Source organism: Desulfobaculum sp., from assembly GCF_054921475.1.
Genome location: NZ_JBUDSW010000019.1, coordinates 1 through 23,695, shown reverse-complemented (window position 1 = coordinate 23,695; position 23,695 = coordinate 1). Strand labels below are relative to the sequence as shown.

Genomic DNA, 23,695 nt, shown 5'->3' with positions numbered 1-23,695 from the left:
GCCCTTTGTCCCGGACGGGGCGCGGGTGCTGGAGGTGGGCGGCGGCTACTGCGAATTCATCAACGCCGTGCCTGCGGGCGAAAAGCACGTCATGGACCTGTTCGCGGACGTGGGGCGCTACGCCGACGAGGGCATCACCGCGCATGTGGGCGACGCCACGGACCTGTCGCGCTTTGAGTCCGGCTCCATGGACGTGGTGCTGGCCAGCAACTTTTTTGAGCACTTGGAGCGCGACACCTTCGAGGCCTGCGCGCGGGAAATCCACCGCGTGCTGCGGCCCGGCGGGCGGCTCCTCGTCATCCAGCCCAACTTCAAATACTGCGCGGATTCCTATTTTGACGACTACACCCACCGCCTCATCTTTACCGATGCGGGGATGAAGGACTGGCTGGAGAGTCTGGCCTTTGCCGTGGAGCGCGTGGAGCCGCGCTTTTTGCCCTTTTCCATGAAGAGCCGATTGCCCAAGGCCCCGTGGCTGGTGCGGCTGTATTTGCGCAGTCCCATCCGGCCCATGGCCGGGCAATTCTTCCTGTGCGCAGTGCGCCCCGGAGGTGGTGATGGATGAAGGTGAGGTCATGACCCAGCGCCATGGCGCGCAGAGCGCCGCGCCGGAGCAGGACATGCGCGCCATTACGCATCCGTCCGAAGGCACCCTGCGCCAGCGGCTGACGTACTTTTTAGGGCAGGGCTACACCCTGCGCGAACTGGCGTGCAAGGGCCTGCGGCTTATGGTGTGGGCGCGCATTCACCGGGCGCTGCGGCACCGCTTCCGCTCCTGCGGGCGCGGGGTCATCGTGGACCCCACGTGCAGTGTGGACGGCGCGCGTTTCATCGCCCTTGGGGACAGGGTGTGGGTGCAGCGCGGCAGTTGGCTGTGCGTCCCCCTTGTGGAGATGCCGCGCCCTGATGCCCGCGCCTACCTGAGCCTTGGCAGCGGCGTTCGTGTTGGGCCGGGATGCACCCTTGCCGCCGCAAATCGCGTGGACATTGAGGACGACGTGCTCTTTGGCCCCAACGTCACCGTGCTGGACCATGCCCACGCCTACGAGGACGTCACGCGTCCCGTGTCGCGGCAGGGCATCAAGACCGGCGGGCGTGTGGTGGTCCGGCGCGGGGCATGGCTGGCCGCCAATGTGGTGGTGCATGCCTCGGGCGGACTGCTGGAAATTGGCGAAAACAGCGTTGTGGCGGCAAACTCCGTGGTGCTTTCCAGCGTGCCGCCGCGCACGGTGGTGGCGGGCAATCCCGCCCGGCCCATCCTGCGCTATGACGACAGCGCGCAGCAGTGGACCCGCGTGAGCGAACCCCTCAAGCAGGAGGCAGACCATGAGCCAACGCCGTAACCCTGGCCGCTCCCCGGACGCCCGCCCCCTTGCGCTTGCCTTGGCCGTGGCGGGGCTGCTGCTGACGGTGCTCGCCGCGCATGTGGAACTGCTCTACGACGAGCTGACCTACGTTGTGGGCGGCGCAACGGCGCTGCGCAACTTCGCCACCCTGACCTTTGATCCGCAGTTCTGGAGCTTTGAGTTCCACCCGCCGTTTATGATGTATTTCTACGGCGGGGCGTGTGCCCTGTATGTGCTGGTCAACCTTGCGGTGACGGGCCTGCCCGGCTCCATGGCCGAACTTGCCGCGCAGGCGGCGGGCCTGCTGAAGAGCGACGCGGCGGTGATGGCCTTTCGCGTGCCCAGCGTGGTTGCGGCCCTTGTGGTGATTTTTGTGGCGTGGCGCTGGGGCGAGCGGATTCTTGGCAGCCGCCGCGCGGGGATGTTCAGCGCGTTTTTGCTCATTGCCCTGCCGCCGTTCATGGGAATGGGCAGTGTGGCGTATTTGGAGATTGGCATGGTCGCCACGCAGGCCGTGGCCGCCTATCTGTTCATGACGGCCCTGCGCGACGGCTCGTGGCGGCTGTATTTTCTCTCCGCCGTCTTTGTGGGCTTTTCCGCCGGGACCAAGCTCTTTTCCGGGAGCATCGGCTTTGTCATCGCCACCTACATGCTGCTGCTGGCGTGGTGGTATGTGCGGGACAATGGGCGCGATGCGGCGCTGTCGTGGTTGTCTGCCAACCGCAGGGCGCTGCTCTGGTTCCCCATTTCGCCGCTGGTTCTGTACGCGGTGTGGCCGTGGCTGTGGACGGACCCCACGCTGTTTTTCAAGAACCTCGCCGTGCAGTTCACCATTGTGGGGCATGGGTTCTACAAGGGCACAACAGAACTGGGGCCGGACTACTATTTTGTCTACCTTGCCATCTGCACGCCCATACCGTTCCTCATCGCCATGCTTGGCGGCGGGGTGGCCCTGTGGCGTGAGCGGCGGCGGGACTTTTGGTTCCTCGCCCTGTGGGTGGCGTTTACCTTTGGCATCATCACCCTGAGCAAGGGCAAGCATGGCGGCTACCGTCATATAATGCCCGCTTTTGTGCCGCTGGCCGTCATGGGCGGCTACGGCGTGGACCGCTTGCTTGCGTGGGCCGCGCGGCGGCAGGACGCCCTGCGCCGGGTGGTGGCCATTGCCGCTGTGGTGGTGGGCGGCGGCTGGCTTATTGCCTCCAACGCCATCGTTTTTCCGCACCAGAAGGACTACTTCAACGCCTTTGTGGGCGGCATGCAGGGTGCTAGCGAGGACTACATCGTGGCCGACAGCGGCGTGGGACAGCGCAAGGCCATTGAGTACGTGGATAAGGTCGCGCCCCCCGGCGCAACGGTGTGGGTGTGGGGCACCAAGCCCAATGCCTTTATGTACTCCAGCCGCGTCAATGTGCCGCGCTCTCTGGCCGGAAGCGCCGTGTTCACCGCGCGCGACAAGGAGGGCATGCCCCAGAACGAGTCCATCTATCCCCTTGAAGGCTTTGGGGCTGGGGATTTGACCTTCCGGTTCCCCTATTTTGATGAGACGAGCCGCCGCATGGGTTTTGACGCCCTCCAGCGCAGCGGGGCCACGCATGTGGTGGTGCACCGCCTGTTCCGCTATCCCGGCATGTTCCCCGGCGAGGGGCACAACCGTCTGCGCAAGCAGATTGAGGAGCGCTTTGCCCCGGTGAAGACCTTTACCGTGGATGGGGTGCCCGTGGCGTGGGTGTACGACGTGCGCGGAGAAACGGGCGTGGCCGCCGGCGATGGTTCGTCCGCGCGCAGCACAGGAGGACACAATGGCTGAGCCGCTGGTGAGCGTGGTCATCCCGACCCACAACCGCGCGGGCGACCTTGAGGAGTGCATCCGGTCCGTTCAGGCCTCGGACTATGGCTCCATTGAAATCGTGGTCGCGGACGACTGCTCCACGGATAACACCGCCGCCATGGTGCGCGAGCGTTTTCCGCAGGCGCGCTATGTTGCCACGCCGCACAACGGCGGCGCGTCGCTGGCGCGCAACACCGGGGGCGAGGCCGCAACAGGGGAGCTTCTCTTTTTTGTGGACAGCGACGCCACCGTTGCCCCGGACGCCATATCGCGCCTTGTGAGCGAGTTTGTGGTCAACGCGCAGTGCGGCATGGCCGGGCCTGTCATCAACTACTACGACGAGCCGGACCGCGTGTGGTTTGCCGGGGCGGATATCGACCTCGTCACCGGGCGTACCACGTATCTGACCACGCCGCCGGACCGGGGGACATCGTACCCGACGGGGCATATTCCCACGGCCTTCATGGTGCGGGCCGAGGTGTTCCGCGCCGTGGGCGGCTTCGATACGCGGTTCTTTATCATTTTTGAGGAGTCGGACTTTGCCGAGGGCGTGCTGCGCGCGGGGTACGAGGTGCGCGTGGTGCCCGGAGCTACGGCGTGGCACAAGCTGTCCATTGCGGACTTTTCCGACGCGGACCAGCGCATCCAAAACGCCATCGGCCTGCGCAACGCCGGGCGGGGGTACCTTGTCTCGCGCAACCGGGTGCTGTTTATGCGCAAAAACGCCAGCCGCGTGGGCTTTGGGGTGTTTCTTGTGTGCTTTATGCCGCTTTTGACCGGGTATTATGTGGCGCAGTCCCTGCGCTTTCGGCGGCCGGACATTGCGTGGGCCACGCTCCGCGGCGTGGCGCATGGGCTGACCGGACGCTTTGCCGGGGTGGGGTGATGTGACGACACGGCTTGGGAAACCCTTCAGGGGGAGTCTTCATGACGGACCGGAAACGGGCAAGACGGGTACCACTGGCGCTGTATGGCATTGTGCTCTTTGGCGTGGCGCTGGCCATGTATGTCATTGGCGTGGCCTTGGGCTTTCCGCGCAACATTTTCTTTCCGCACAACGACACGCTGACGTGGATAAACCGCGCCATCGTTTTGTACAGCGGCATCCCGGCCATCATTGGCGTGTTCTTTATCTGCGTGGACATCTACGTCTTTCGCCCGCGGTTCAAAAACGGCGGCACCGTCCGGTTTGACGACCTTGGCGAGCAGACCTGCACCGTGGTCCTCACCGCCTATAACGACGAGGAAGCCATCGGCCCGGCGGTGAAGGACTTCCTTACCCATCCGGCGGTACAGCGCGTTATCGTCATCAGTAATAACTCCAAGGACGCCACGCTGGAGCGCGCCAAGGAGGCTGGCGCCATTGCCTACAACGAGTGCGTGCAGGGCTACGGCGCGTGCGTGCACCGCGCCCTCAAGGAGGGCCTCAAGTGGGACGACACGGCCGTTACCGTGCTGTGCGAGGGGGACATGACCTTCCGCGCGGCGGATATCGACAAGTTTTTTGCCTATCTGCCGCACTGCGACATCGTGGTGGGCACGCGCACTGTGGACCAGCTCCAGGAGGAGGGCACGCAGGTGACCCCCTTTATCCACTACGGCAACACCTTTGTGGGCAAGATGCTGGAGATGAAGCACATTGGCCGGTGCACGCTGTCCGACGTGGGCACCACCTACAAGATGTGCCGCAACGACGCCCTGCGCGGCCTACTGGACGGGCTGGATTTCTACCGCATCAATTTGGAGTTTAACGCCTACTTCATCGACAAGGCCCTTGAAGCGGGGCTGTCCATTGTGGAGTGCCCGGTGACGTTCTATCGCCGGGTGGGGCTGAGCAAGGGCGGCAACGTCAATGCCATGGTCGCCTTCCGCCTTGGTCTGCGTATGATTCGGGGCATCCTCTTTGGCTGGTGGGACGAGCCGGAGGACCGCACCCATTGTCCAGCGCCCGGCGCGCTGAAGGAGTCGAAATAATGCGGCGCTGTGTTGTACTCTTTGCCGTTGTGATGCTGCTTCTTCCGGGCGTGTGCGGTGCTTCGCCAGCCGTGCGCCAGATGGTGACGCAGGACTGGCCGGGCGACTGGGACGTGCGCGGGGCAGAGATGCAGGCCGTGGACGCAGCGGCCCTGCATAGGATGGCGACGCGCATAGTGGCCGCAGGCTCGCCGCAGGTGCTTGGGACCGCCGGGCCGGTGGCCGCTGGCGGAGACACCGTCCAGCGCATGCGCAACGCAGGCTGGACCGCCTTTGCCGAGGATTTTTCCGCCGCCTGCGTCGCCGCGCGAAAGGGCCACGCCGACAAGGCCGTCGTCCTGCAGGTGGCCTACACGGCGTCATTTCCCACCACGCTGAGCTACACCCTCCTCGGGCGCGAGCGGCAGATGTTTCTGCCTGCGGCGCCGGCCGAGGCGCGCAGTATCTGCGTCCCCCTCGACCCCGGAGCCGACGCCCCGCGCTGGCACGCCACGCCGGAACTGCTGCGCAATGACCTGCGCGTTGAAAGCGTGAGCGCCGTGGCCCTTGACGCCGCCATGCATGACCGCGCCGTTGCTGTGGCGCTCTTTCTGGACCGCATCTTCTATCCCTATGCCGCTTCGTTTACGTTGCCCGGCGGCATGCTGCCCCTTGGGGACAGCGGGGTGAATTCGTCATTCTTTCAGTCCTCCATTGACGGGGAGCACAGCACGGTGCGTCCGTCGCTGCTCATTGCCGCCGGGGCCGAGATGGCGAAGACCGTGACCCTTGCCGGAGACGGCGAGGTGCGCATGGACGTGAGCGCCGTGCCCCTTGGCGCGCTTCATCCCGTTACGCTGGAGCTTTTGGCGGAGCGGGGCGGGCGCAGAACCTCCCTGTGGCGCGAGAGCTTTGACCCTGCGCAGGACATGGACGGCGCGCCGTGGTCCATGCGCACCGTGCGTGTGCCGCTGCGCGTTGCGCCCGGCGAGCGGGTGCGCCTTGTGCTGCGGGCCGAGGCCGAGGGCGGTGAGCCGGGCCTTCCCGCCGGGGTGGGCATTGTGTCGGGCATGAGCGTGACGGGCGTTGTCCCTGCCGCGGCGCCTGGCCGCGCGCAGGACATCGTGGTGGTGGTGCCGGATTCCCTGCGCGCGCAGACCGCCTATGATAAGCGCGTCATGCGCGCCGGGCGCGGGTTGGCGCGGCTTATGGCGCGGCCGGATACCCTGACCTTTACCCACGGGTATTCGCCCTCCAACACGACGACGCCGTCCACCAACGCCGTGCTGCACGGGCGGCATTTGGCGGAGTTCCCCATCTTTTATTATCCGGCCCAGCCATCAAACCTGTTTGCCTACATGCGTTCGCATGGCTACCGGACCTACTGCGTCACCACCAATCCGTATTTGATTCCGCGTCTGGAATTCTATGTGGACGAATACATCTATCACTTCGGCATCATGCACGGGGAGAAGCTGTTCACGGCGGCGGAGGAGATTCTGGCCCGCCGCGACGCTGATGGCCGCCCGGCCTTTGTGTTCATTCAGGCCATGGAGACCCACTCCCCGGATGCGGTGGGGCGTGTGGTGTCGGACTGCATGGACAAGCCGGAAAGCCTTGTCCAGTACATGCGCCACCTTGGCAAGAAGCCCTTTGCCGACATGGGCACCGTGACGCGGGTGCGGCAGGGGCAGGACATGATGTTGACCAATTACAAGGGCGCGTCCGACGCCTTTGAGTGGAACGCGCAGGAGGCCGCACTCACCGTGGACGGCGCGCAGCGCCTGCTCATGGGCACGGGCCCCGGCGGGTTGGTGCCCTTTGATGACGATGTGGTTCTGCGGAGTTTTGACGTGCGGGTGGAGTTTGGCAGTGCGGCCATGCGCGGCGCGCTGTCGCATGTGGAGGTGAACCTCTTCCGCGAGGATGGCTCCAGCCAGCTGTACGCTGAGGCCCGCCCCATTGCCGAGGACGGCGCAGAGGTGACCTTCCGCGTCAATGTCTCCCACATGCTGCGCGGTGGGCCGGACGCGGTAGACGTGCCGCTGGAGGCGTTTACCGGGCCGCAGGTGCTGCAACTGCATTTTGACGCTCCGGTGAGCGGGACCATTACCGTGCGCAGTGTGGCGCGGCATACGCGCTCGCGTCAGCTTGTGGCCTTTTTGGATGAGGCGCGGGATATGGCGGCGGCGGACCCGCTACCTCGCGGCACCCCGCCCACCATGAAGACCGGCAAGCAGTACGCCCCGGAGAATCTCCAGCACTTCCGCGACGGCTACCGCATGAAGTGGATGTACTTTGACGCCAAGTTCGACGCCTTCCTTGATGCCTTGGACGCGCGCTACGGCGCGGACGGTGCCGACGGCGGGGTGGCGATGCTGTATTTGGCCGACCATGGCCAGTCCCTTGGCGAGCATGGCGTGTATGGGCACGGTTCGTCACTGTACAACCAGCAAATTCACGTGCCGCTCATCGTGCATGTGCCCGGACGCTTTGACGGAGCAACCCGCACAGTGGCGGGGCCGGTGTCGACGGTGTCCGTTTATGCCACGCTGGTGGACCTTGTGGAGGGCGCGGGCAGTGAACTGCTGCGCGGGACAAGCCTGCTTGCCGCGCATGGGCGGGCGCCGCAGGGCGTGGCCTTTGCGCAGATTGACCCGCGCGAGGCCCCCCAGCGCGTCGCCTTTATGCGGGCGGACGGCAAGGTGGTCATGGACCTTGGGCAGGGCTGGACCCGCCTTACCGCCAACGATGCCGAGGAGCGTCTGCTCATGGCCGCGCCGGATTTGGAGCGCGCCGCCCTGTGGCGCGCCAAGTGGTACCGGGGGCTGGGCAGTGGCGCCGGGGCGCAGGCGGGCCGCGCAACCACGCGGCTGGACGTGACGCTCAACCAAAACCTCAAGGCCCTGCAGGACCTTGGGTATGTGGAGTAGCACAGTGCAGGCTCATGACAAGGTGGTCGTTCTTGGTTTTGACGGGTTGGACCCGCGTGAAGTGCAGCGGCTGATGGACGAGGGGCGGCTCCCTGCGTTTTCGGCCATGGCGGAGCGCGGCGCGTTTTCACCGGTGCGCACCACCACGCCGCCGCAGTCGCCCGTGGCATGGTCCACCATTGCCACCGGATGCAACCCCGGCGGCCACGGCATTTACGACTTTGTCCACCGCTCCCCCGAGGAGTACCGGCTGGACCTGTCCATCCTCAAGAAGACCGGGCGCAATCCCTTTGCCGCGCCGGGCAAGCAGTACTCCCCGGCGCGCGGAGGCGTGGCGTTTTGGGAGCAGGCCTCGCGGCACAAGGTGCCCGCCACCGTCATCCGCTGGCCCGTGACGTTTCCCCCGCCCATGAATGGCACGCGGATGCTGGCGGGCCTTGGCATGCCGGACATTCAGGGCAACCTTGGGCGCTATCTCTTTTACTCCACGGACGATGCCGACCTGACGGGCAGCGGCGCGGAAAAGGTGCGCCCTGTCACGTTCTCCGGCGGCAAGGCCAAGGCCGCGCTGGAAGGGCCGCTGTATCAGGCCCTTGGCAAGCCAAAGCCCAGCGAGGTCGCTATGACCTTTGAGCGCGCAGGTACTGGCGTGGACGTGCATCTGCCGGACTCCACCATGCATCTGGAGCCGGGGCAGTGGAGCCCGTGGCTGCGGGTACGCTTCCCCTTGCCGCCCTTTTCTAAGGCGTGGGGCATCTGCCGGATGCTGTTGGTGCAGGTGGAGCCGGAATTCCGGCTGTATGTGTCGCCTATTCAGATTGACCCGCGTTCGCAGTATCTGCCGCTGTCGGCTCCGGCGGAATTCGCGGCCACCCTTGGCGGCGGGCGCAGTTTCTTTACCCTTGGCATGCCCGAGGACACCAAGGCCGTCAGCGAACTACGCATCGGCGAGGGCCATTTTCTGGCCCTGTGCGACGAGCTTATGGACCAGTGGCGGCGGATGTTTTTTGCCCTGCTGGATGATTTTCAGTCCGGGGTGTTGGCGTTTGTTTTCGACACGACGGACCGGGTGCAGCATCTGTTTTGGCGGCACAAGGACACGGCGCATCCCTTCCACGACGCCGCAGCCGCCGCGCAGTACGGCGGCGTGGTGGACGACTATTACCAGCGCGCCGACGCCATCCTTGCCGAGGTGGTGCGCAGGCTGGGGCCGGATGTGCCGGTCATCGTCTGCTCCGACCATGGGTTCGAGACCTTCCGCCACAGCTTCCACATCAACACGTGGCTGTCCGGCGAGGGGCTGCTCACCCAGCACGCGGAGGGCGACGGAACGCTCTTTCGCGGTGTGGACTGGGAGAAGACCTCGGCCTACGCCGCTGGCCTCAACGCCGTGTACATCAACGAGCGCGGGCGCGAGGGCGGCGGGATGGTGCCGCCGGAGAAGCGCCGCGAGGTGCAGGAGGACATCCGCGCCCGGCTTATGGACCTGCGCCACCCGGCAACGGGAGCGCGCGCCGTCAGCGACGTGGCGCTGGGGCAGGACGTCTACAGCGGCCCGTTTGCATCCGGCGCGCCGGACCTTGTGCTGGGCATGGCGCCGGGCTTTCGTGTGTCGTGGGAGAGCGCCCTCGGCGGGCCGGGAGAGGGCGTCTTTGAGGACAATATGAACCATTGGAGCGGCGACCATTGCCAAGCGCCGCAGAATGTTCCGGGAATTCTGCTGTCGAACCTGCCGCTGGAGACGCAAGGTGCGGGGCTGGAGAACATCGCCCCCACCGTGCTGGAGGTGCTGGGCATCACCCGGCCGGACACCATGCAGGGCGAACCACTCGTCAAACGCTGAACGGAGTGCATATGGACAGGCTGACACGGCTTGAGAACGACGCGGTGTACATCATCCGCGAGGCATACGCCCGCTCGCGCAGGACGGCCATCCTGTGGTCCATGGGCAAGGACTCCACAGTGCTCCTGTGGCTGTGCATGAAGGCCTTTTTGGGGCGCATCCCCGTCCCTGTGGTGCACATCGACACGGGGTACAAGTTCCCGCAGATGTACGCCTACCGCGACCGCTGGGCCGAAGAGTGGGGGTTGGACGTGCGCGTGTTCACCTGTCCGGGCAGCGTTACCGCGCGCCCGGATGGCTCCAGCAAGCTGGAGTGCTGCACCCAGCGCAAGACCAACGTCCTGCGCGATGCGCTGACCAGCATGGGGTTGGAGTCCGTGATGGTGGGCATCCGCCGCGACGAGCACGGCATCCGCGCCAAGGAGCGCGTGTTCTCGCCGCGCGGCGAGGACTTCCGCTGGGACTACATGCGCCAGCCCGCTGAAATGTGGGACCTGTACCAAAGCCGCAGCGAGGAGACGCACCACCTGCGCATCCATCCGCTCCTGGGCTTCACGGAAGTGGACGTCTGGGAATACGCCCTGCGCGAAGGGCTGGAGCTGAATGAATTGTACTTTGTCAGTGACGGCAAGCGCTACCGCAGCCTTGGGTGCATGCCCTGCTGCAACCCCGTGGAGTCCGAGGCCGCAAGCATTGAGGCCGTCATCGCGGAACTCACACACACCAGCGTGGGCGAGCGCGCGGGCCGCGCGCAGGACAAGGAGGACGCCTTCACCATGCAGAAACTGCGTTCACTGGGGTACTTGTAATGACCGAAGCGCGCAGAATGAATCATGACGGCCAGCGTCCCGGCCGCGCGGTGGTGGTCGGGGACGTGGACCACGGCAAGAGCACGCTCATCGGGCGGCTGCTCTTTGACACGGGCAGTCTGGATGCGGACCGCCTGCACGATCTGGAGCTCTCCGCCAAGGACGGCGGGCCGGACTTTTCCCGCGTGATGGACGCCCTTGCCGAGGAGCGGCGCGACCATATCACCGTGGACACGGCGCAGACCTTCTTTTCCACGGCGGTGCGGCAGTATGTGCTCATCGACGTGCCGGGGCACCGGGAATTCATCCGCAACATGGTCACCGGAGCCACTCAGGCGGACATGGCCGTGGGCATTGTGGATGTGGCGCAGGGCATAGGCGACCAGACGCTGCGGCATCTTGCCATCTTGCACATGATCGGTGTGCGGCGGTGGATTGTGGCCGTGAACAAGATGGACGCCGTGGACTACGCGGAGCAGGCCTTCCGCCGCGTGGAGGAGGCCGTGTGCGACTTTGCCGCGCGCCTTGGGTGCGAGGTGGCGGCCATGGTGCCCGTCTCCGCCGTGCGGGGCGACAATGTGGCGCAGCAGTCGCGCCGCATGCCGTGGTACGGCGGCCCGGCGCTGGTGGAGGCGCTGGACGCGCAGCCCCTGCCTGCTCCCATTGCGGGCGCGGCGTGCCTGCCGGTGCAGGATAGATACGACATGGACGGCACCCCCGTGCATGTGGGCCGCATCCTCAGCGGCGTACTGGAACCGGGCGCGCGCGTTGCTGTGCAGCCCGGTGGGGGCGAGGCGCAGGTGGCGCATCTGGTGCGCTTTCCTGAAGGCGTCATCGCCTCGGCCAGCCCCGGGGAGAACGTGGGCGTGGTGCTGGAGGGCGAGGCCGAACCGGCGCGCGGGGATGTTTTATCCGATGTGGCGCTGAGCGTTGGCGACAGCATTGCGGTGCGTCTGGCCTCGCTGAGTGAAGCGCCCCTCGGCACCGATGACGGCTATATTTTGCGCCTTGGGCATCAGGAAGTGCCGTGCAGGCTGGGCCCCTTTGCCACGCGGATGAGCTTTGACGCGGCAGGGGCGAGGACCGGCGCGCAGGAGGGAGATGCTGTTTTCTTCGGTGATATTATGGTAGGAAATATACAGGTGGAAAAGCCTGTAGCGTTCCTGCCCTTCCTGCGGTGCCCCGAGCTGGGCCGCATGGTTGTGGAGCGCGGCGGAGAGGCCGTCGCGGTCGGCGTTGTGGAGGAAACGGCGGATGTGAACGACCGGGCATAATCAGCAAAGGGGAACAGACGTGGTGCATCGTATGAAGCAAGGCGCAGTGTGCGTGGCCGGTCTTGGCGTGGTGCTGATTCCGGCGACGGCATGGGCGTATGTGGATCCGGGAACCACCAGCGCCGTGTTTGGCGGGCTGGCGTATATTTTGGCCTTTGTGGGCGCTGGGGCGGCGGTGCTGTTTCGGCCTATCATCAAGCTGTACCGCAAAGTCCGTGGCCGGAAGGACACGGAGACGACCAAGGTCGAGGAGCACGGATGAACCGCCGCCAGTTCGTGAAAGGGTGCGCCGCGTGTGGCGCCATGGCGTCCTTTGGATTTCCCGCCGTGGTGCGGGCGCGGCCGAAGGGCTATCGCCGGGTGGTGCTCCTTGGCATGGACGGCATCGACTTTGGCCTTGTGCACAAGTACGCCGCCGCCGGGGAGCTGCCCGCGTTCAAGGCGCTCCTTGAGGGCGGCAAGGCCGCGCCGCTGGCTACCACCACGCCGCCGCAGTCGCCTGTATCGTGGACGAGCATTGCCACGGGCGTTGGTCCCGGCCAGCACGGCATGTTTGATTTTCTGGAGCGCGACCCCGAGTCCTACACCCCCCGCCTTGCCATCACCAGACAGCAAAGCGGCGGGGCGCTCTTTGGCGCGCCGGAGTACGTGAATCCGGTGCAGGCGCGCCCCTTCTGGGAGGATGTGGCGGACGCGGATATTCCGGCCACAGTGCTCAAATGGCCCGTCACCTTCCCCGCGCCGGACAAGAGCCGCGCAAAGCTCCTTTCCGGCATGGGCGTTCCTGACGTGCAGGGCAATATTGGCCGGTATGCGTTCTATACGGACGCCCCGGACGATGGCGGTCCGGCTGGGCACAAGGTGGTCCGGCTGGTCTTTTCCGGCGCGGCGGCGCAAACCGAGGTGCGCGGCCCGTTGGTGGCGGGGCTGACCGGTACCAAGCCCGCCACTGTGGACATGACCATACGCCGCACGGCGGACGGCGTGCGTCTTGTGGCGGGCGAGCATGACCTCACCCTTGCGCCCGGGGCGTTTTCGCCGTGGCTGACCTTTTCCTTCAACATGGGCTTTGGCCGCACGGTGAGCGCCATGGGGCGCTTTTGCCTTGTGCAGGCTGCCCCGCATGTGCGGCTGTACCTGACGCCGCTGAACCTCACCCCGGCGGACCCGGCCTTTCCCATCAGCAGTCCGGCAGGGTATGCGGGCGAATTGGCCGAAAATATCGGCAACTTCGCCACCCTTGGCATCCCTGCGGACACCAAGGCCCTCACCGAGGGCCGCCTGACCAACGAAACGTTTTTGACCCTGTGCTACGACCTGCTCACCGAGCAGGAAAAGCTGTTCGACTACGGCTTTGCCAACGCGCCAGAGGGCCTCATGGCCGGGGTGCTGTTCACCACGGACCGCATCCAGCACATGTTCTGGGCCGCGCTGGACCCCAAGCATCCGCTGTATTCCAAGCAGTACGCCAAGCGCTATGGCGGCGTGCTCCTTGAGCTGTATAAGCGCATGGACGCGCGCCTTGCCCGTCTAATGCAGGATGTGGACGACAGGACGCTGCTGCTCGCCTTCTCGGACCATGGGTTCAGCACCTACCGCCACTCCGTGCATGTGAACCGCCTGCTGGCGGCGAAAGGGCACCTGACGCTCACGGGCGCGGCGGACCCTGCGGACCCGGACGCCGGGGCGCTGTTTGCCAATGTGGACTGGGCGCAGACGGCGGCCTACGCCGTGGGGCTGAACAGCGTGTACGTGAATTTGCAGGGGCGCGAGGGCGAGGGCGTTGTGCCCCCGTCGCGCCGGGATGAGCTTGTGCGGCGCATCGCGGCGGACCTTGAATCCTTCCGCCATCAGGAGACGGGCGAGCAGGCCGTAGCCAAGGCCTTTGACGGCCGAAAGCTGTATGGCAACGCGCCGGGCGCGCCGGACATCGTGCTTGGCTTCCGTCCGGGATACCGCTCCAGCTGGCAAACCGCCGTGGGCGGCTGCCCGGAGATGATGGTCTCCGCCAACCGTAAAAAATGGAGCGGCGACCACTGCATCGCCCCGGGCTTTGTGCCCGGCATTGTCTGCTCCAACGTTCCTCTGGCTGCCAAAGCGCCAAGTGTGCGCGACATTGCGCCAACCGTGCTTGCCGCGTTGGGACTTCCGGTTCCAAAGCGCTACACCGGGGCGCCCCTCGCGCAGGCGGCATCGGGCCGTCCTGCTTCCGGATAGACGGCATTGGTCTGGCGCGGCTGTGGCCGCGCACGCTGCACCTCGTGCTGGTCTGGACCTTCCGCTCCATCTGACTGTGCAACTGCACCGAGCTTCGCAACGCAAGTGGATAGTGCCATGAAACGACGTGACTTTTTGAAGGGCTGCGGTGGTGTGGCTCTGGCTTCCCTGTTTGCTCCAGCGTGCCGGATAACTGCTGTGGACAGCGACATCCCGCCCGTCCAGCGCCTTATGGCCCCCGGCGGAGAGGGCGTGCGCGAGGTGACCCTTGGCGGGCAGACCATGCCCACGCACGTGGTGGAGCTTGGCCAGCCGCTGGATATTGGCTCCTTCCACACGGCGCGGTGGTCCCGCCTTGAGGTCGCCATAGGCCTTGAGGAGGACGCCCCGCGGCAGGACCTGCGCGTGACCATCGATACGCCAGAGGGCAACGTGACCCGCGAATGCTCGCCCGAGCCGGGAACGTTCACCACGTTGACGGCGCAGGTGGGCGGCCTTGGCGGCGCAGCGCGCGTGACGGTGAAGGGTGCGGCCTCCGCAGGGCGCGTGGTCATTGGCAATCCTTTGGTGCTGACGCCGCAGCGCACGCTACAGCGCCCCAGCGTCTACCTTGTCACCATCGATACGCTCCGCGCCGACCATATGTCGGCCTACGGCTACCACCGCAAAACCACACCCGTCTTTGACGCCCACATGGGCGAGGGCACGCTCTTTGAGCGGGCCTACTCCGCCGCGCCATGGACGCGGCCAAGCTATGCCTCCCTGCTCACCAGCCTGCCGCCGTCGGTACACATGGCGGTGTCCAAGCGTGTGGCGCATGAGGGACTGATTCCGGGGCTGGAGGCCATAGGGCCGCAGTTCACCACCCTTGCCGAACGCTTTCGCGATGCAGGGTACCTGACCCTTGGGCTGTATACGGTGGGGAATTTGGCGCCGACGTTTGGCTTTGCGCAGGGGTTCGATCAGTACGGCTACATCCGCGAGAGTGTGGACCTGCCCGAAGGGGGGCGGGAATTTCGGATGGAGCTGGCGCGCTATTCGGCTGAGGCCTACGCCGAGCAGCTTGCACGCTACGCGGACCTGCCGGTGTTTGCCTTCATCAACATCATCGACCCCCACGCGCCATACCGCCCACCGCGTGACTTTTACCGCGGTTACCTTGAACCGGGCCACGGCGACTACAAAGCGCTGGAAGGCTATTCCATCGGCGCGGGATGCTACAAGTGCGACAAGAAAACCGTCCGCCGCGAGGACCTTGTAGCCATGTACGACGGCGAGGTGCGCTACACGGACTTTCAGCTGGGGCGCATCTTTGGCGAGCTTCGGCGCAGTGGGCGCTATGACGACAGCCTTGTGGTGCTCACCGCCGACCACGGCGAGGAGCTTGGCGACCGTGGCGGGTGGGGGCATGGCCAGCGCCTGACGGACGAGCAAATCCGCGTCCCCCTGTGGATGCGCATGCGTGGCCGGATGCCCCATGGGCTGGTGACCACGCCGGTGAGCCAGATGGCCCTTGGGCCGACCATCCTCGACCTTGCGGGCATTGGGTACGAGGCCGATGGCATGTGGGAGCCGGGCCTGCTTCCTCACGTGCTGGACGGCGCTCCTGCTGGCCCGGTGTACAGCGAGGTGCTCAACCACAAGCTCGCGCCCGAGGCGCAGGACGCCATGGTCTACGGCGGGGCGAAGCTCATCCGTGGGCGCATGACCGGGAGCTATGCCTTTTACGACCTTGGCGCGGACCCCGGTGAGCGCACCAATACTGCCGACAGCGCAGGGGAGGCCGGGTACCGCCTGAATGCGGCGCTGGTGGCCGCCCAGTCGCGCTGCGCGGCGCTGCGCACGCGCTACGCCAATGCGGACTTTGTGCCGCCGGATATCCACAAGGACCCGGCACTTATTCAGCGGCTGAAGGATCTTGGCTACCTCTAGCCCCGTTCACACGCAGCATCCGGAAATGGGAATGCCATGACGCGCAGAGACACAGCACTCTGGTGGCTCATCCGCCTTGCACCCGCCTTTTTGGCGGTGGCGTGCATGTGGCGTCTTTTGCTCGTGCCCGGATGCATGGGGCATTTGAACGACTGGCTTGTGCCCCCGCATTCCTTCTATCTGGCGGATGTGTTCCGCAGTGCGTTCCACGCCTGGGAAAAGCACTATCTTGGCGGGGTGATGAGCATGAAGCTGACCACCATCATCCCGGTGACGCTGTATTCCTCCTTTGGTCTTGTGGACGTGGACGGACACCTTGCCACCAAGCTGTGGGTGGCGGTGTTTATTGGCGGCTCCGTGTGGGGCATGGCCTCGCTGTGCCGCTGGCTACTGAGCACAAGTGAGAGCACGCGGCGCATGGACGTGCTGCACGCCGAGGCCGTGGCCCTTTGCGCAGGCATTCTGTACGGCATTTCGCCCTTTATGTTCGGCTCCGTGGTGACGGGCTCCTTTGTGCAGTTTTTTATGTTTCCGGTACTGCCGCCCATGGTGCGGCTGATGCTGGAATTGGCCGAGGGCCGGCCCGCCGCGCCGCGCGTGGTGGGGCTGGCGCTGTGCTTTTCGCTGGTTGTGGCCTCGGTGCAGAACTATTTCATCATGTGGGGGCTGTTTGCGCTCATTGTGGTGGTGCGGTGGCGGTGGCGTTTGGTGGCGGCATGTGCGGCCACGGCGGTACTGACCTGCCTGCTGAATGCCTACAGCTTTCTGCCGCTGTTTTTAGCGAGCGGCGGCCTTGGCGGCGGCGTGGAAGGTATGGACTACACCGCGCAGGCCAGCGGCATCATCCGCCATGCGCAGAACCTGTACCTGACCGCGCTGAACGCGGGATGGAAGCACCGGGACCTGTTCCTGAAGGCCGTTCCGCTCACGCCGTGGCTGTTTGCCGCGTGCGCGGCGCCGCTGCTGCTCATGGCCGGGGCGGGCGTGCTGCGCTGGCGGCGGGAGTTTGGCTGGCGCGAGCGGCTGTTCATCACGCTATGGATTGTCAGCGTTGGTGTGGCCGCATCGGGCAAGGGACCTTTCGCCGCCATTATGATGCTGGGGTATGAGAATATTGGCGCGACGCATATCTTCCGCTCCCCCCAGCGGCTGATGCTGCTGCCGACGCTCTTTTTTGCCATTGTGGTGGCGCTTCTTGGCGCGCGGTATGTGCGCTCGTCCCGGCGGGGCGGAGTGGTGTGCGCCGTGCTTGTGGCGCTGGCCCTTGTGCGCGGCGCGTCCTTTTACGGCGGCGACCTTGGCATCTGGAAGCTGGAGCACGAGCCGACCAACAGCGCCATGGACAACTTCCGCACCGCGCCGGAGTTTGCGCGCTTTCTTGGCGATATGGCTGTGGACTCGCGCAGTGGGCGTATCCTGTTTTTGCCGGTGTCGCATTCGCCGAAGTATTTGCCGCGCCGCTACCAACGCCCAACCGCAGGCGGCGACCCTGTCTTTCAGAGTTGCCCTAAGACGGCAGTCCATGTGTTCCCCTTCCACCGCGCGTATCCGTACCTGAATGCGCTGACATGGACCGCCTACGAGGGTGACGAGCGCAGCATCGCCATGCTCGGCGGGGTGTTTTCCGCCTATGAGCTCGTCATCCGCCGCGACGTGGAGGACCATTCGCGCCTCAAGGGCATCTGGCTGGAGAACCGCGAGATGCTGGACCGCACTCTGCCAGCCATGGCCGCCCTGCGGCAGGAAAGTGAGGCCAAGGAGTGCGGCGTGTACGCTCTGCGCGGGTACGCCCCGCTGGTGCGCGGGCTTGGCGGGGCTGTGGCGCTGTCGTCCCCGGCGTGGGGCGCGGGCGATGTTTCGCAGGCTGCGCTGGCCGCTCAGGGGCCGTCCAAGATGCAGGGAATTGTGGCCCTTGCCGTGGTCTTTGGCATCATTGCCCTGCGTGGGCGTGGACGGCTGGTGCGCGGGGCCGGGGCGGCGTACGCCCGCATTCCGGACCCGGTGCTGGCCGCCGCGTGGCTGGTGCTTGGCGCGGCAACGTATTGGCCGTCCCTTGAGCGCGCCCGCACGCAAGTGCCGTTTTGGGATGCGCCGTGGGGCGAGGTGATCTTTTTACGCACCTTTTACGACGCCTTCACCCTTGGGGGGATGGCGCTGGTGCTGGTGGTGTGGCACGCCGGACGCGCCGTCCACCGCCGTATTGGCGAAGGGCCGGGCGGGGTGTTTGCCGCGCCGGAGCGGCTGTTTGTGGCGGCCGCGCTGGTGCTGGGCGGCTGTTTGGCCGTGGCGGCAGCGCTGGACAGCGTGCTCCATGGCCGCGCGCTGATAACGCCTGTGACCACGGCCATGTACTATCTAGCCGGAACGGCCCTTGTGGCGGCCACGTTTCCGGCGCTGGACGGGGGACTTGTGCGGGCGTGGGGCGCCCGCCGCGTGGCGCATGTGGCGCAGACCGAGCAATCCGTGGGGGAATGAGTTATGGCGAGAGTGCTGTTGGTGTATCCGAGTTTGCGGCTGTTGGGCTACCGGTTCCCGTATTCCCTCATTCCCATTGCCAACTACCTGAAGGCGCGCGGGCACGAGGCCGTGGTCTTTGACGCGCAGGTGGAGGACATGGCGGATTTCCACCCGGAGGGGTTCGACCTTGTGGGCTTCTCCATCCTGTCCGGTCCGCAGATTAAGAGCGCCCTTGCCATGGCGGCCACTGTGCGCCAGCGCTGCCCGGATACGCCCATCGTTTTTGGCGGCGTACACGCGACGCTTCTGCCCGAGCAGACCGCAGAGCATCCGTTGGTGGACATCGTCACCCGGCAGGAAGGGGAAATCACCACCTGCGAACTGGTGGAAACCATTGTGGATGGCGGCGACCTGTCCACGGTGCAGGGCATCACCTATACGAAGGACGGCGAAGTTGTCTCCACGCCGGACAGGCCGTTTTTGAACCTCGATGAGACGCCGTTCCTCAACTACGACTTCCTGAAAACCGAGCGGTATGTGGAGTTTCAGCGTAAGCCCTCCATCATTTATCTGGAGACAAGCCGTGGGTGCCCGCACAAGTGCGGCTTCTGCTACGATCCGGTGTTCCACAAGCGCAAGTGGCGCTCCAAATCGCCGGAGCGTGTGGTGGACGAGCTGGAATTCGTGGTGCGCAAGTACGGCGTGGAGCAGGTCTGGTTCACCGATGACGAGTTCGCCGTCTCCCAAAAGCGCGTGGCCGCCATTGCGGAGCTGCTCATCAAGCGCGGGGTAAAGCTCAAGTGGCCCATATTCTCGCGCGCCAATTATGTGGTGAAGTACGACAAGGACTTTCTGGACCTTATCCGCCGCGCCGGGTGCGACTGGATCAACTTTGGCGTGGAGTCCGGCTCGCCGCGCATCCTGAAGCTCATCAACAAGCAGAGTACCGTGGATCAGGTCATCCGCTCCGTGGAGATTCTGCGCGAGAACGACCTGAACGCCGGGCTGTCCTTCATGATTGGCTTCCCCGGTGAATCGGTGGATGAAATGCGCCAGACCTTTGAGCTTATCGACACCTGCTCCAACATGTACGACAAGGTGTGGATTGGGCAGATTTCGGCCTTCACCCCCCTGCCGGGGACGGCGCTGATGCAAAACTGCATTGATGAAGGCTACACGCCACCCGCCTCCCTCGAAGAGTGGGGCGAGTTCTATTACAACGACCCCAAGAATCTGGCGCATTTTGAGCGCTCCATGTTCCGCCTTATCCGCACCATCACCCTGCTGACCAAGTTCGACTTTGCCTACCGGGGCTACCGGGGCGCGGGCATCCTTGAGAACAGAAAGCTCCTCAAGGCCATCCACTACAGCCTGTGTAAGGTTGCCCAGTGGCGCTGGCAAAAGAAGCTGTTCGCCTTCCCCGTGGAGTGGGTGGCGCTGGACTACGCCCTCAGCTGGCTGAAGTTTGGGGAGCGGTAATGAGCGCAGGGCGTCGCGCGTTGCTTCTGGTGGCCTTTGCCGCGCTGGCGGCGGGTGCGCTGTGGCGCTTCGCCCTTGAGCCGGGCACGGTGGGCCACAATTGGGACGCGCCCATCGCCCCGTATTCGTTCTATCTGGCGGACATTTTTCATTGCGCGCCGTCTGCATGGGAGAAGCACGCCCTTGGCGGGCTGATGGGCATGAAGCTGACCACGCTGCTCCCCGTGTGGGTGTACAGCGGGCTTGGGGTGCTGGGGCTTGATGGACACGTGGCGTCCAAGGGGCTGCTGTTTGCGGTGCTGACGCTGTCCATGCTCAGCATGCGGTATGTGCTGGTGCGCGTGCTGACGGCGGCGGGCGAGGGCCGCGCAGAGGACGAGCGGGTGCAGGTGGCGGCGTGGCTTGGCGGCGTGGCGTATGGCATTTCGCCGTTTTTCTTCAACATCACCATCGGCGGGGCCGTGCCGCAGTATGTGACCCTGCCGCTCCTCCCCCTTGTGGTGTGGCGGGTGGTGTGCTTCACCTCCGGGCGCTATGGCGCGGGGGATGTGGTGGCGCTGGCTGTGCTCCTCTCCCTTGTGTTCCCATCGGCGCAGAATTTCGTCCTGTGCTGGGGCTTCTTTGCGCTGTGCTGCTTGTGGTGGCTGTCGTGGCGCAATGTGGCGGGCTTTGCCCTTGTGGCCGGGGTGAGCATCCTATTGTGCATGTACGCCCTCGCTCCGCTGTTTTTGACGCAAAGCGGCCTTGGCCTTGGCGTGACCATGCAGGACTACAGCCTGCAGGCCGAGGGCATCCCCAGAACCTCACAGGCGCTGCACCTGACCTTCTTTGGTGCGGGGTACAACAACCGCGACTTCTTCCTGCGCGCGCATCCGTCCACGCTGCTGTTCTTGGCGGCGTCCGGCGGCGTGCTTGCCGTGGTGCTGTGGCGGATGGTGGGCCTTGGCCGGGCGCTGGATAGGCGCGAGCGCTTGCTGGTTGGGGCGTGGCTTGTGGCTGTTGGTGTGGCGGCGGTGGGCAAGGGCGTGTTTGCGCCGGTGCTCATGTGGGCCTTTGAGAATATCCCGGTGACGCATTTGTTCCGCTCGCCCCAGCGGCTGATGGTGTTGCCGACGGTGCTGTTCCCCTTTGTGCTGGCTCTCGCCCTTGGCGCGCGCTCCACCCGTCCGGGGCTGGTGCTTGTTGTGACGGCGCTGCTGCTCCTGCGCGGGGCGTCGTTTTGGAGCGGCGACTTTGGGCGCGAGCGCTTGGTGCCGCAAAAGGTTGGTGTGCTGGATAACTACACGGTGCCGCATGAGTACGGCGAGGCGCTGTGGGGCGCGCGGGCGGACAGCCGCCTTGGCCGGGTGGCCTTTCTGCCCGTGAGCATTAGCCCGCGCTACCTTGCGAACACGCATCAGGTGGCGGCCCAGTCCGGGGACATGCTGGTGCAGGCCTGCCCGGATACGGCGGTGTATGCCTATCCTTTTTCCGGCGCGTTTCCGGCGGTGCGGACGTGGACGCAGCGCTTCTACCAGCAGCAGGACAGCGCCGACGTGGAGCGCCTGAACGCTCTGTTTTCGGCCAAGGCCGTGCTCTTTCGCCGTGATGTGGAGGAGGACGGCCCGCTTATGATGGTGTGGCGCAATGGGCGGCGGAGCATGCAGGACGCACTGGAGCAGTCCGGCGCGCTGACGCGGGTGGTGCGCGGGCCGTGGTGCGATATGTACGCGCCGCGCGGGTTCGCGCCCATGGTGCGGCCCGTGCCCCGGGCGCTGACGGTGGAGGCAGGGTCATGACCGAAACACTCCGGGAAGCCCCCAACCGGTCAGGCATGGCGGCAGGCGGACTGCGGGCCATATTGCCGGAGCTTGCCCTTGCCGCGCTGTGTGTGGGCGCGGGCGCGGCGTTCTTGGGCTGGCGCATGCTGGATGCGCCGGTGGACTATCCTTTTTTTGTGGCGGGGAATCTGGCCTTTCAGGGCTGGACCAAGAGCGGGGACTACGCGGCGTTTTACTGCGGCGTGGGGGCCTTTCTTGCGGCGTTTGCCGCCCTTGCGTGGGCGGGCGCGCAGGCTCTGCGGCGCGGCCTTGGGCAGCCGTATGCTGGTCTTTTGGCGGTGATGGCCGTCCCCGCGCTGTTGTGGTTGGCCTCGCGCGTGACGCTCACCTACGCCATGGAGCATCTGCTGTATGCCTCGGCCGCGGGCGCGCTGGGAGTTGGCGCGCTGACCAGCATCGTCCTCTGGCGGGTACGCTGCTGTGATGAGGCGGCGCTAACCGAGGCTGTTGGCGGTGTGGCCGTGGTGGGGCTTCTGGGCATGGCCGCCGGAGTGGGCGTTATGGCGGTGGCGGATCGGCTGTTTTTTGCCGCGCCCGGCCTGCACGCGCCGCAGGCGATGACGGCGCTGACCACCGGCGGACTGGTTGGCGCGGGAAGCGCGGCCCTGAGCGCCGTGATTGGCGGGCGGCGGGCGGCTGTGCGGCGGCGCCTGCGATGGCTGCTTGTGGTCGTACAAATACCTGTGCCGTGCATTCTTCTGCTCCTGCTCCCGCTACCGTGGATGGTGGATGGCGTGGAGCACACCTTTGCCCGTGGGCATGCGCTGGAGGGCTTTACGGCGGTGATGCTGGCTGGGGCGTACGCGGACCTCGTTCGGGTGACCCTGCGCAGCCGCAAGGAGGGGGCCGGACTCTTTGCCGCGTTATCTCCGGCGTGCGTGTGCGCGGCGGTGTTTTTTATGAAGGCCTCGGGGAGTATGATTCCGCATCTGGAGCGCAGCGACTACCACACCGGCGAGCAGTTGCTGCCGTGGTGGATGCTGAAGGAGCATGGCGCGCTGCCGTATGTGGACTTTGACCCCGTTCGCGGCTTGGTTAGCTACTGCAAGATGTTCTTCACAGACCTGTTCGGCGATGGCTCGTCCGGGACGTTCTTCCTTGCGCGCAACATGCAGATGCTGTTGTTGCTGCTGCCCGTCTACGCCGCGGTGTCGCGCGTGGCGGGCCGCATTCCGGCGCTGGCGTGCATCATCTTTTTGCCCCTTGATGGCCTGCTGCGCATTCACGCCGTGCTCACTGTGGGGCTGTGCGGATTGGCGCTCCTGTGGTGGCGGCTGTCGCCGTCGTGGTGGCTGGCGGCGTGGGTGGCCATTGGCACGGCGTTGGTGCTGTTTGCTCCCGGACAGGGGGGCTTATTGGTGCTGGCGACGTTTCCCCTTGGCGGTATGGCCCTGTGGGGCGCGCTGCGCAGTGAACGCGCTCTGCTGGCGCGCGTTGCCGTGGGGGGAGCAGCCATGGCGGCGGTGGTGCTGTTTCTGACCCCCCTTGGGAGCATCATCTTCGGCGCGGTGCGCTATGGGCTGGAGAATGCGCAGGTCAACGACGTGGCGAACTCCCTGCCGTGGTCGCTGACGCTGGCCAAGCCCACGGTGGAGACGGCGCCGGGCCTGTGGGAATTCATCCGCTTTGGCTTCATCTTTATGGCTGTCGCGCCCGTGGTGCTGCTGGTGCGGGACTGGGGGCGTCCGCATTGGGAGCGCCTTGCCGTTGTTGCCGTGCCCATCAGCATTTTGATGGTGCTGTTTGTGGTGCGTTCCGCCGGGAGCATTGGTTCCGGCATGTCGCGTCCGGGTGTGGCTAC

At 65.6% G+C, this 23,695-nt stretch carries 16 protein-coding genes; all 16 read left to right on the top strand.

Annotation, left to right across the window (positions count from 1 at the left end; genetic code table 11):
• The coding region (locus ACY69P_RS02310; protein ID WP_462326442.1) for a methyltransferase domain-containing protein at positions 1–565 on the top strand (565 nt) is incomplete at its 5' end.
• Positions 558–1,343 (top strand): acyltransferase, encoded by a 786-nt coding sequence (locus ACY69P_RS02305; RefSeq protein ID WP_462326441.1) that lies wholly within the window; start codon positions 558–560, stop codon positions 1,341–1,343. The genes ACY69P_RS02310 and ACY69P_RS02305, both read left to right, overlap by 8 nt.
• Entirely contained in the window at positions 1,327–3,156 is a 1,830-nt protein-coding gene (locus ACY69P_RS02300; RefSeq protein WP_462326440.1) for an ArnT family glycosyltransferase, read from the top strand. Before ACY69P_RS02305 ends, ACY69P_RS02300 begins: the two co-directional genes overlap by 17 nt.
• Entirely contained in the window at positions 3,149–4,063 is a 915-nt protein-coding gene (locus tag ACY69P_RS02295; RefSeq protein ID WP_404843407.1) for a glycosyltransferase family 2 protein, read from the top strand. The genes ACY69P_RS02300 and ACY69P_RS02295 overlap by 8 nt, the downstream gene beginning before the upstream one ends.
• Before the next feature lie 41 nt (positions 4,064–4,104).
• The gene (locus ACY69P_RS02290) at positions 4,105–5,151 is read left to right on the top strand and encodes a glycosyltransferase (protein ID WP_462326439.1); all 1,047 of its coding nucleotides are present in this window, start codon (positions 4,105–4,107) and stop codon (positions 5,149–5,151) included.
• The gene (locus tag ACY69P_RS02285; protein ID WP_462326438.1) at positions 5,151–8,063 is read left to right on the top strand and encodes a sulfatase-like hydrolase/transferase; all 2,913 of its coding nucleotides are present in this window, start codon (positions 5,151–5,153) and stop codon (positions 8,061–8,063) included. Before ACY69P_RS02290 ends, ACY69P_RS02285 begins: the two co-directional genes overlap by 1 nt.
• Before the next feature lie 4 nt (positions 8,064–8,067).
• Positions 8,068–9,906 (top strand): alkaline phosphatase family protein, encoded by a 1,839-nt coding sequence (locus ACY69P_RS02280; protein WP_462326437.1) that lies wholly within the window; start codon positions 8,068–8,070, stop codon positions 9,904–9,906.
• 11 nt (positions 9,907–9,917) lie between these two features.
• Complete coding sequence (cysD, locus tag ACY69P_RS02275; RefSeq protein ID WP_462326436.1) at positions 9,918–10,715, top strand: sulfate adenylyltransferase subunit CysD; 798 nt, start codon at positions 9,918–9,920, stop codon at positions 10,713–10,715.
• Positions 10,715–11,989, top strand: a complete 1,275-nt coding sequence (locus ACY69P_RS02270) for a GTP-binding protein (protein ID WP_462326435.1) — start codon at positions 10,715–10,717, stop codon at positions 11,987–11,989. The genes cysD and ACY69P_RS02270 overlap by 1 nt, the downstream gene beginning before the upstream one ends.
• Before the next feature lie 31 nt (positions 11,990–12,020).
• Positions 12,021–12,251: a hypothetical protein gene (locus ACY69P_RS02265; protein ID WP_459901080.1), complete on the top strand. Its 231-nt coding sequence runs from the start codon at positions 12,021–12,023 to the stop codon at positions 12,249–12,251.
• Entirely contained in the window at positions 12,248–14,206 is a 1,959-nt protein-coding gene (locus ACY69P_RS02260; protein WP_462326434.1) for an alkaline phosphatase family protein, read from the top strand. Before ACY69P_RS02265 ends, ACY69P_RS02260 begins: the two co-directional genes overlap by 4 nt.
• A 117-nt stretch (positions 14,207–14,323) precedes the next feature.
• Positions 14,324–16,138 carry a sulfatase gene (locus ACY69P_RS02255; RefSeq protein WP_462326433.1) on the top strand — a complete coding sequence of 605 codons (1,815 nt, stop codon included), beginning with the start codon at positions 14,324–14,326 and terminating at the stop codon, positions 16,136–16,138.
• Between the two features lie 36 nt (positions 16,139–16,174).
• Positions 16,175–18,613, top strand: a complete 2,439-nt coding sequence (locus ACY69P_RS02250; protein WP_462326432.1) for a hypothetical protein — start codon at positions 16,175–16,177, stop codon at positions 18,611–18,613.
• Between the two features lie 3 nt (positions 18,614–18,616).
• The gene (locus ACY69P_RS02245) at positions 18,617–20,074 is read left to right on the top strand and encodes a B12-binding domain-containing radical SAM protein (protein ID WP_462326431.1); all 1,458 of its coding nucleotides are present in this window, start codon (positions 18,617–18,619) and stop codon (positions 20,072–20,074) included.
• Entirely contained in the window at positions 20,074–21,852 is a 1,779-nt protein-coding gene (locus ACY69P_RS02240; RefSeq protein ID WP_462326430.1) for a hypothetical protein, read from the top strand. Before ACY69P_RS02245 ends, ACY69P_RS02240 begins: the two co-directional genes overlap by 1 nt.
• Positions 21,849–23,695 (top strand): hypothetical protein (locus tag ACY69P_RS02235; protein WP_462326429.1); only part of this gene is annotated, 1,847 nt, incomplete at its 3' end. The genes ACY69P_RS02240 and ACY69P_RS02235, both read left to right, overlap by 4 nt.

Excerpts from the sequence above, each read along its gene's own strand:
- ACY69P_RS02305 (WP_462326441.1), top strand. The coding sequence starts at position 558 with ATGGATGAAGGTGAGGTCATGACCCAGCGCCATGGCGCGCAGAGCGCC.
- ACY69P_RS02300 (WP_462326440.1), top strand. The coding sequence starts at position 1,327 with ATGAGCCAACGCCGTAACCCTGGCCGCTCCCCGGACGCCCGCCCCCTT.
- ACY69P_RS02295 (WP_404843407.1), top strand. The coding sequence starts at position 3,149 with ATGGCTGAGCCGCTGGTGAGCGTGGTCATCCCGACCCACAACCGCGCG.
- ACY69P_RS02290 (WP_462326439.1), top strand. The coding sequence starts at position 4,105 with ATGACGGACCGGAAACGGGCAAGACGGGTACCACTGGCGCTGTATGGC.
- ACY69P_RS02285 (WP_462326438.1), top strand. The coding sequence starts at position 5,151 with ATGCGGCGCTGTGTTGTACTCTTTGCCGTTGTGATGCTGCTTCTTCCG.
- cysD (WP_462326436.1), top strand. The coding sequence starts at position 9,918 with ATGGACAGGCTGACACGGCTTGAGAACGACGCGGTGTACATCATCCGC.
- ACY69P_RS02270 (WP_462326435.1), top strand. The coding sequence starts at position 10,715 with ATGACCGAAGCGCGCAGAATGAATCATGACGGCCAGCGTCCCGGCCGC.
- ACY69P_RS02265 (WP_459901080.1), top strand. The coding sequence starts at position 12,021 with ATGAAGCAAGGCGCAGTGTGCGTGGCCGGTCTTGGCGTGGTGCTGATT.
- ACY69P_RS02260 (WP_462326434.1), top strand. The coding sequence starts at position 12,248 with ATGAACCGCCGCCAGTTCGTGAAAGGGTGCGCCGCGTGTGGCGCCATG.
- ACY69P_RS02255 (WP_462326433.1), top strand. The coding sequence starts at position 14,324 with ATGAAACGACGTGACTTTTTGAAGGGCTGCGGTGGTGTGGCTCTGGCT.
- ACY69P_RS02250 (WP_462326432.1), top strand. The coding sequence starts at position 16,175 with ATGACGCGCAGAGACACAGCACTCTGGTGGCTCATCCGCCTTGCACCC.
- ACY69P_RS02245 (WP_462326431.1), top strand. The coding sequence starts at position 18,617 with ATGGCGAGAGTGCTGTTGGTGTATCCGAGTTTGCGGCTGTTGGGCTAC.
- ACY69P_RS02240 (WP_462326430.1), top strand. The coding sequence starts at position 20,074 with ATGAGCGCAGGGCGTCGCGCGTTGCTTCTGGTGGCCTTTGCCGCGCTG.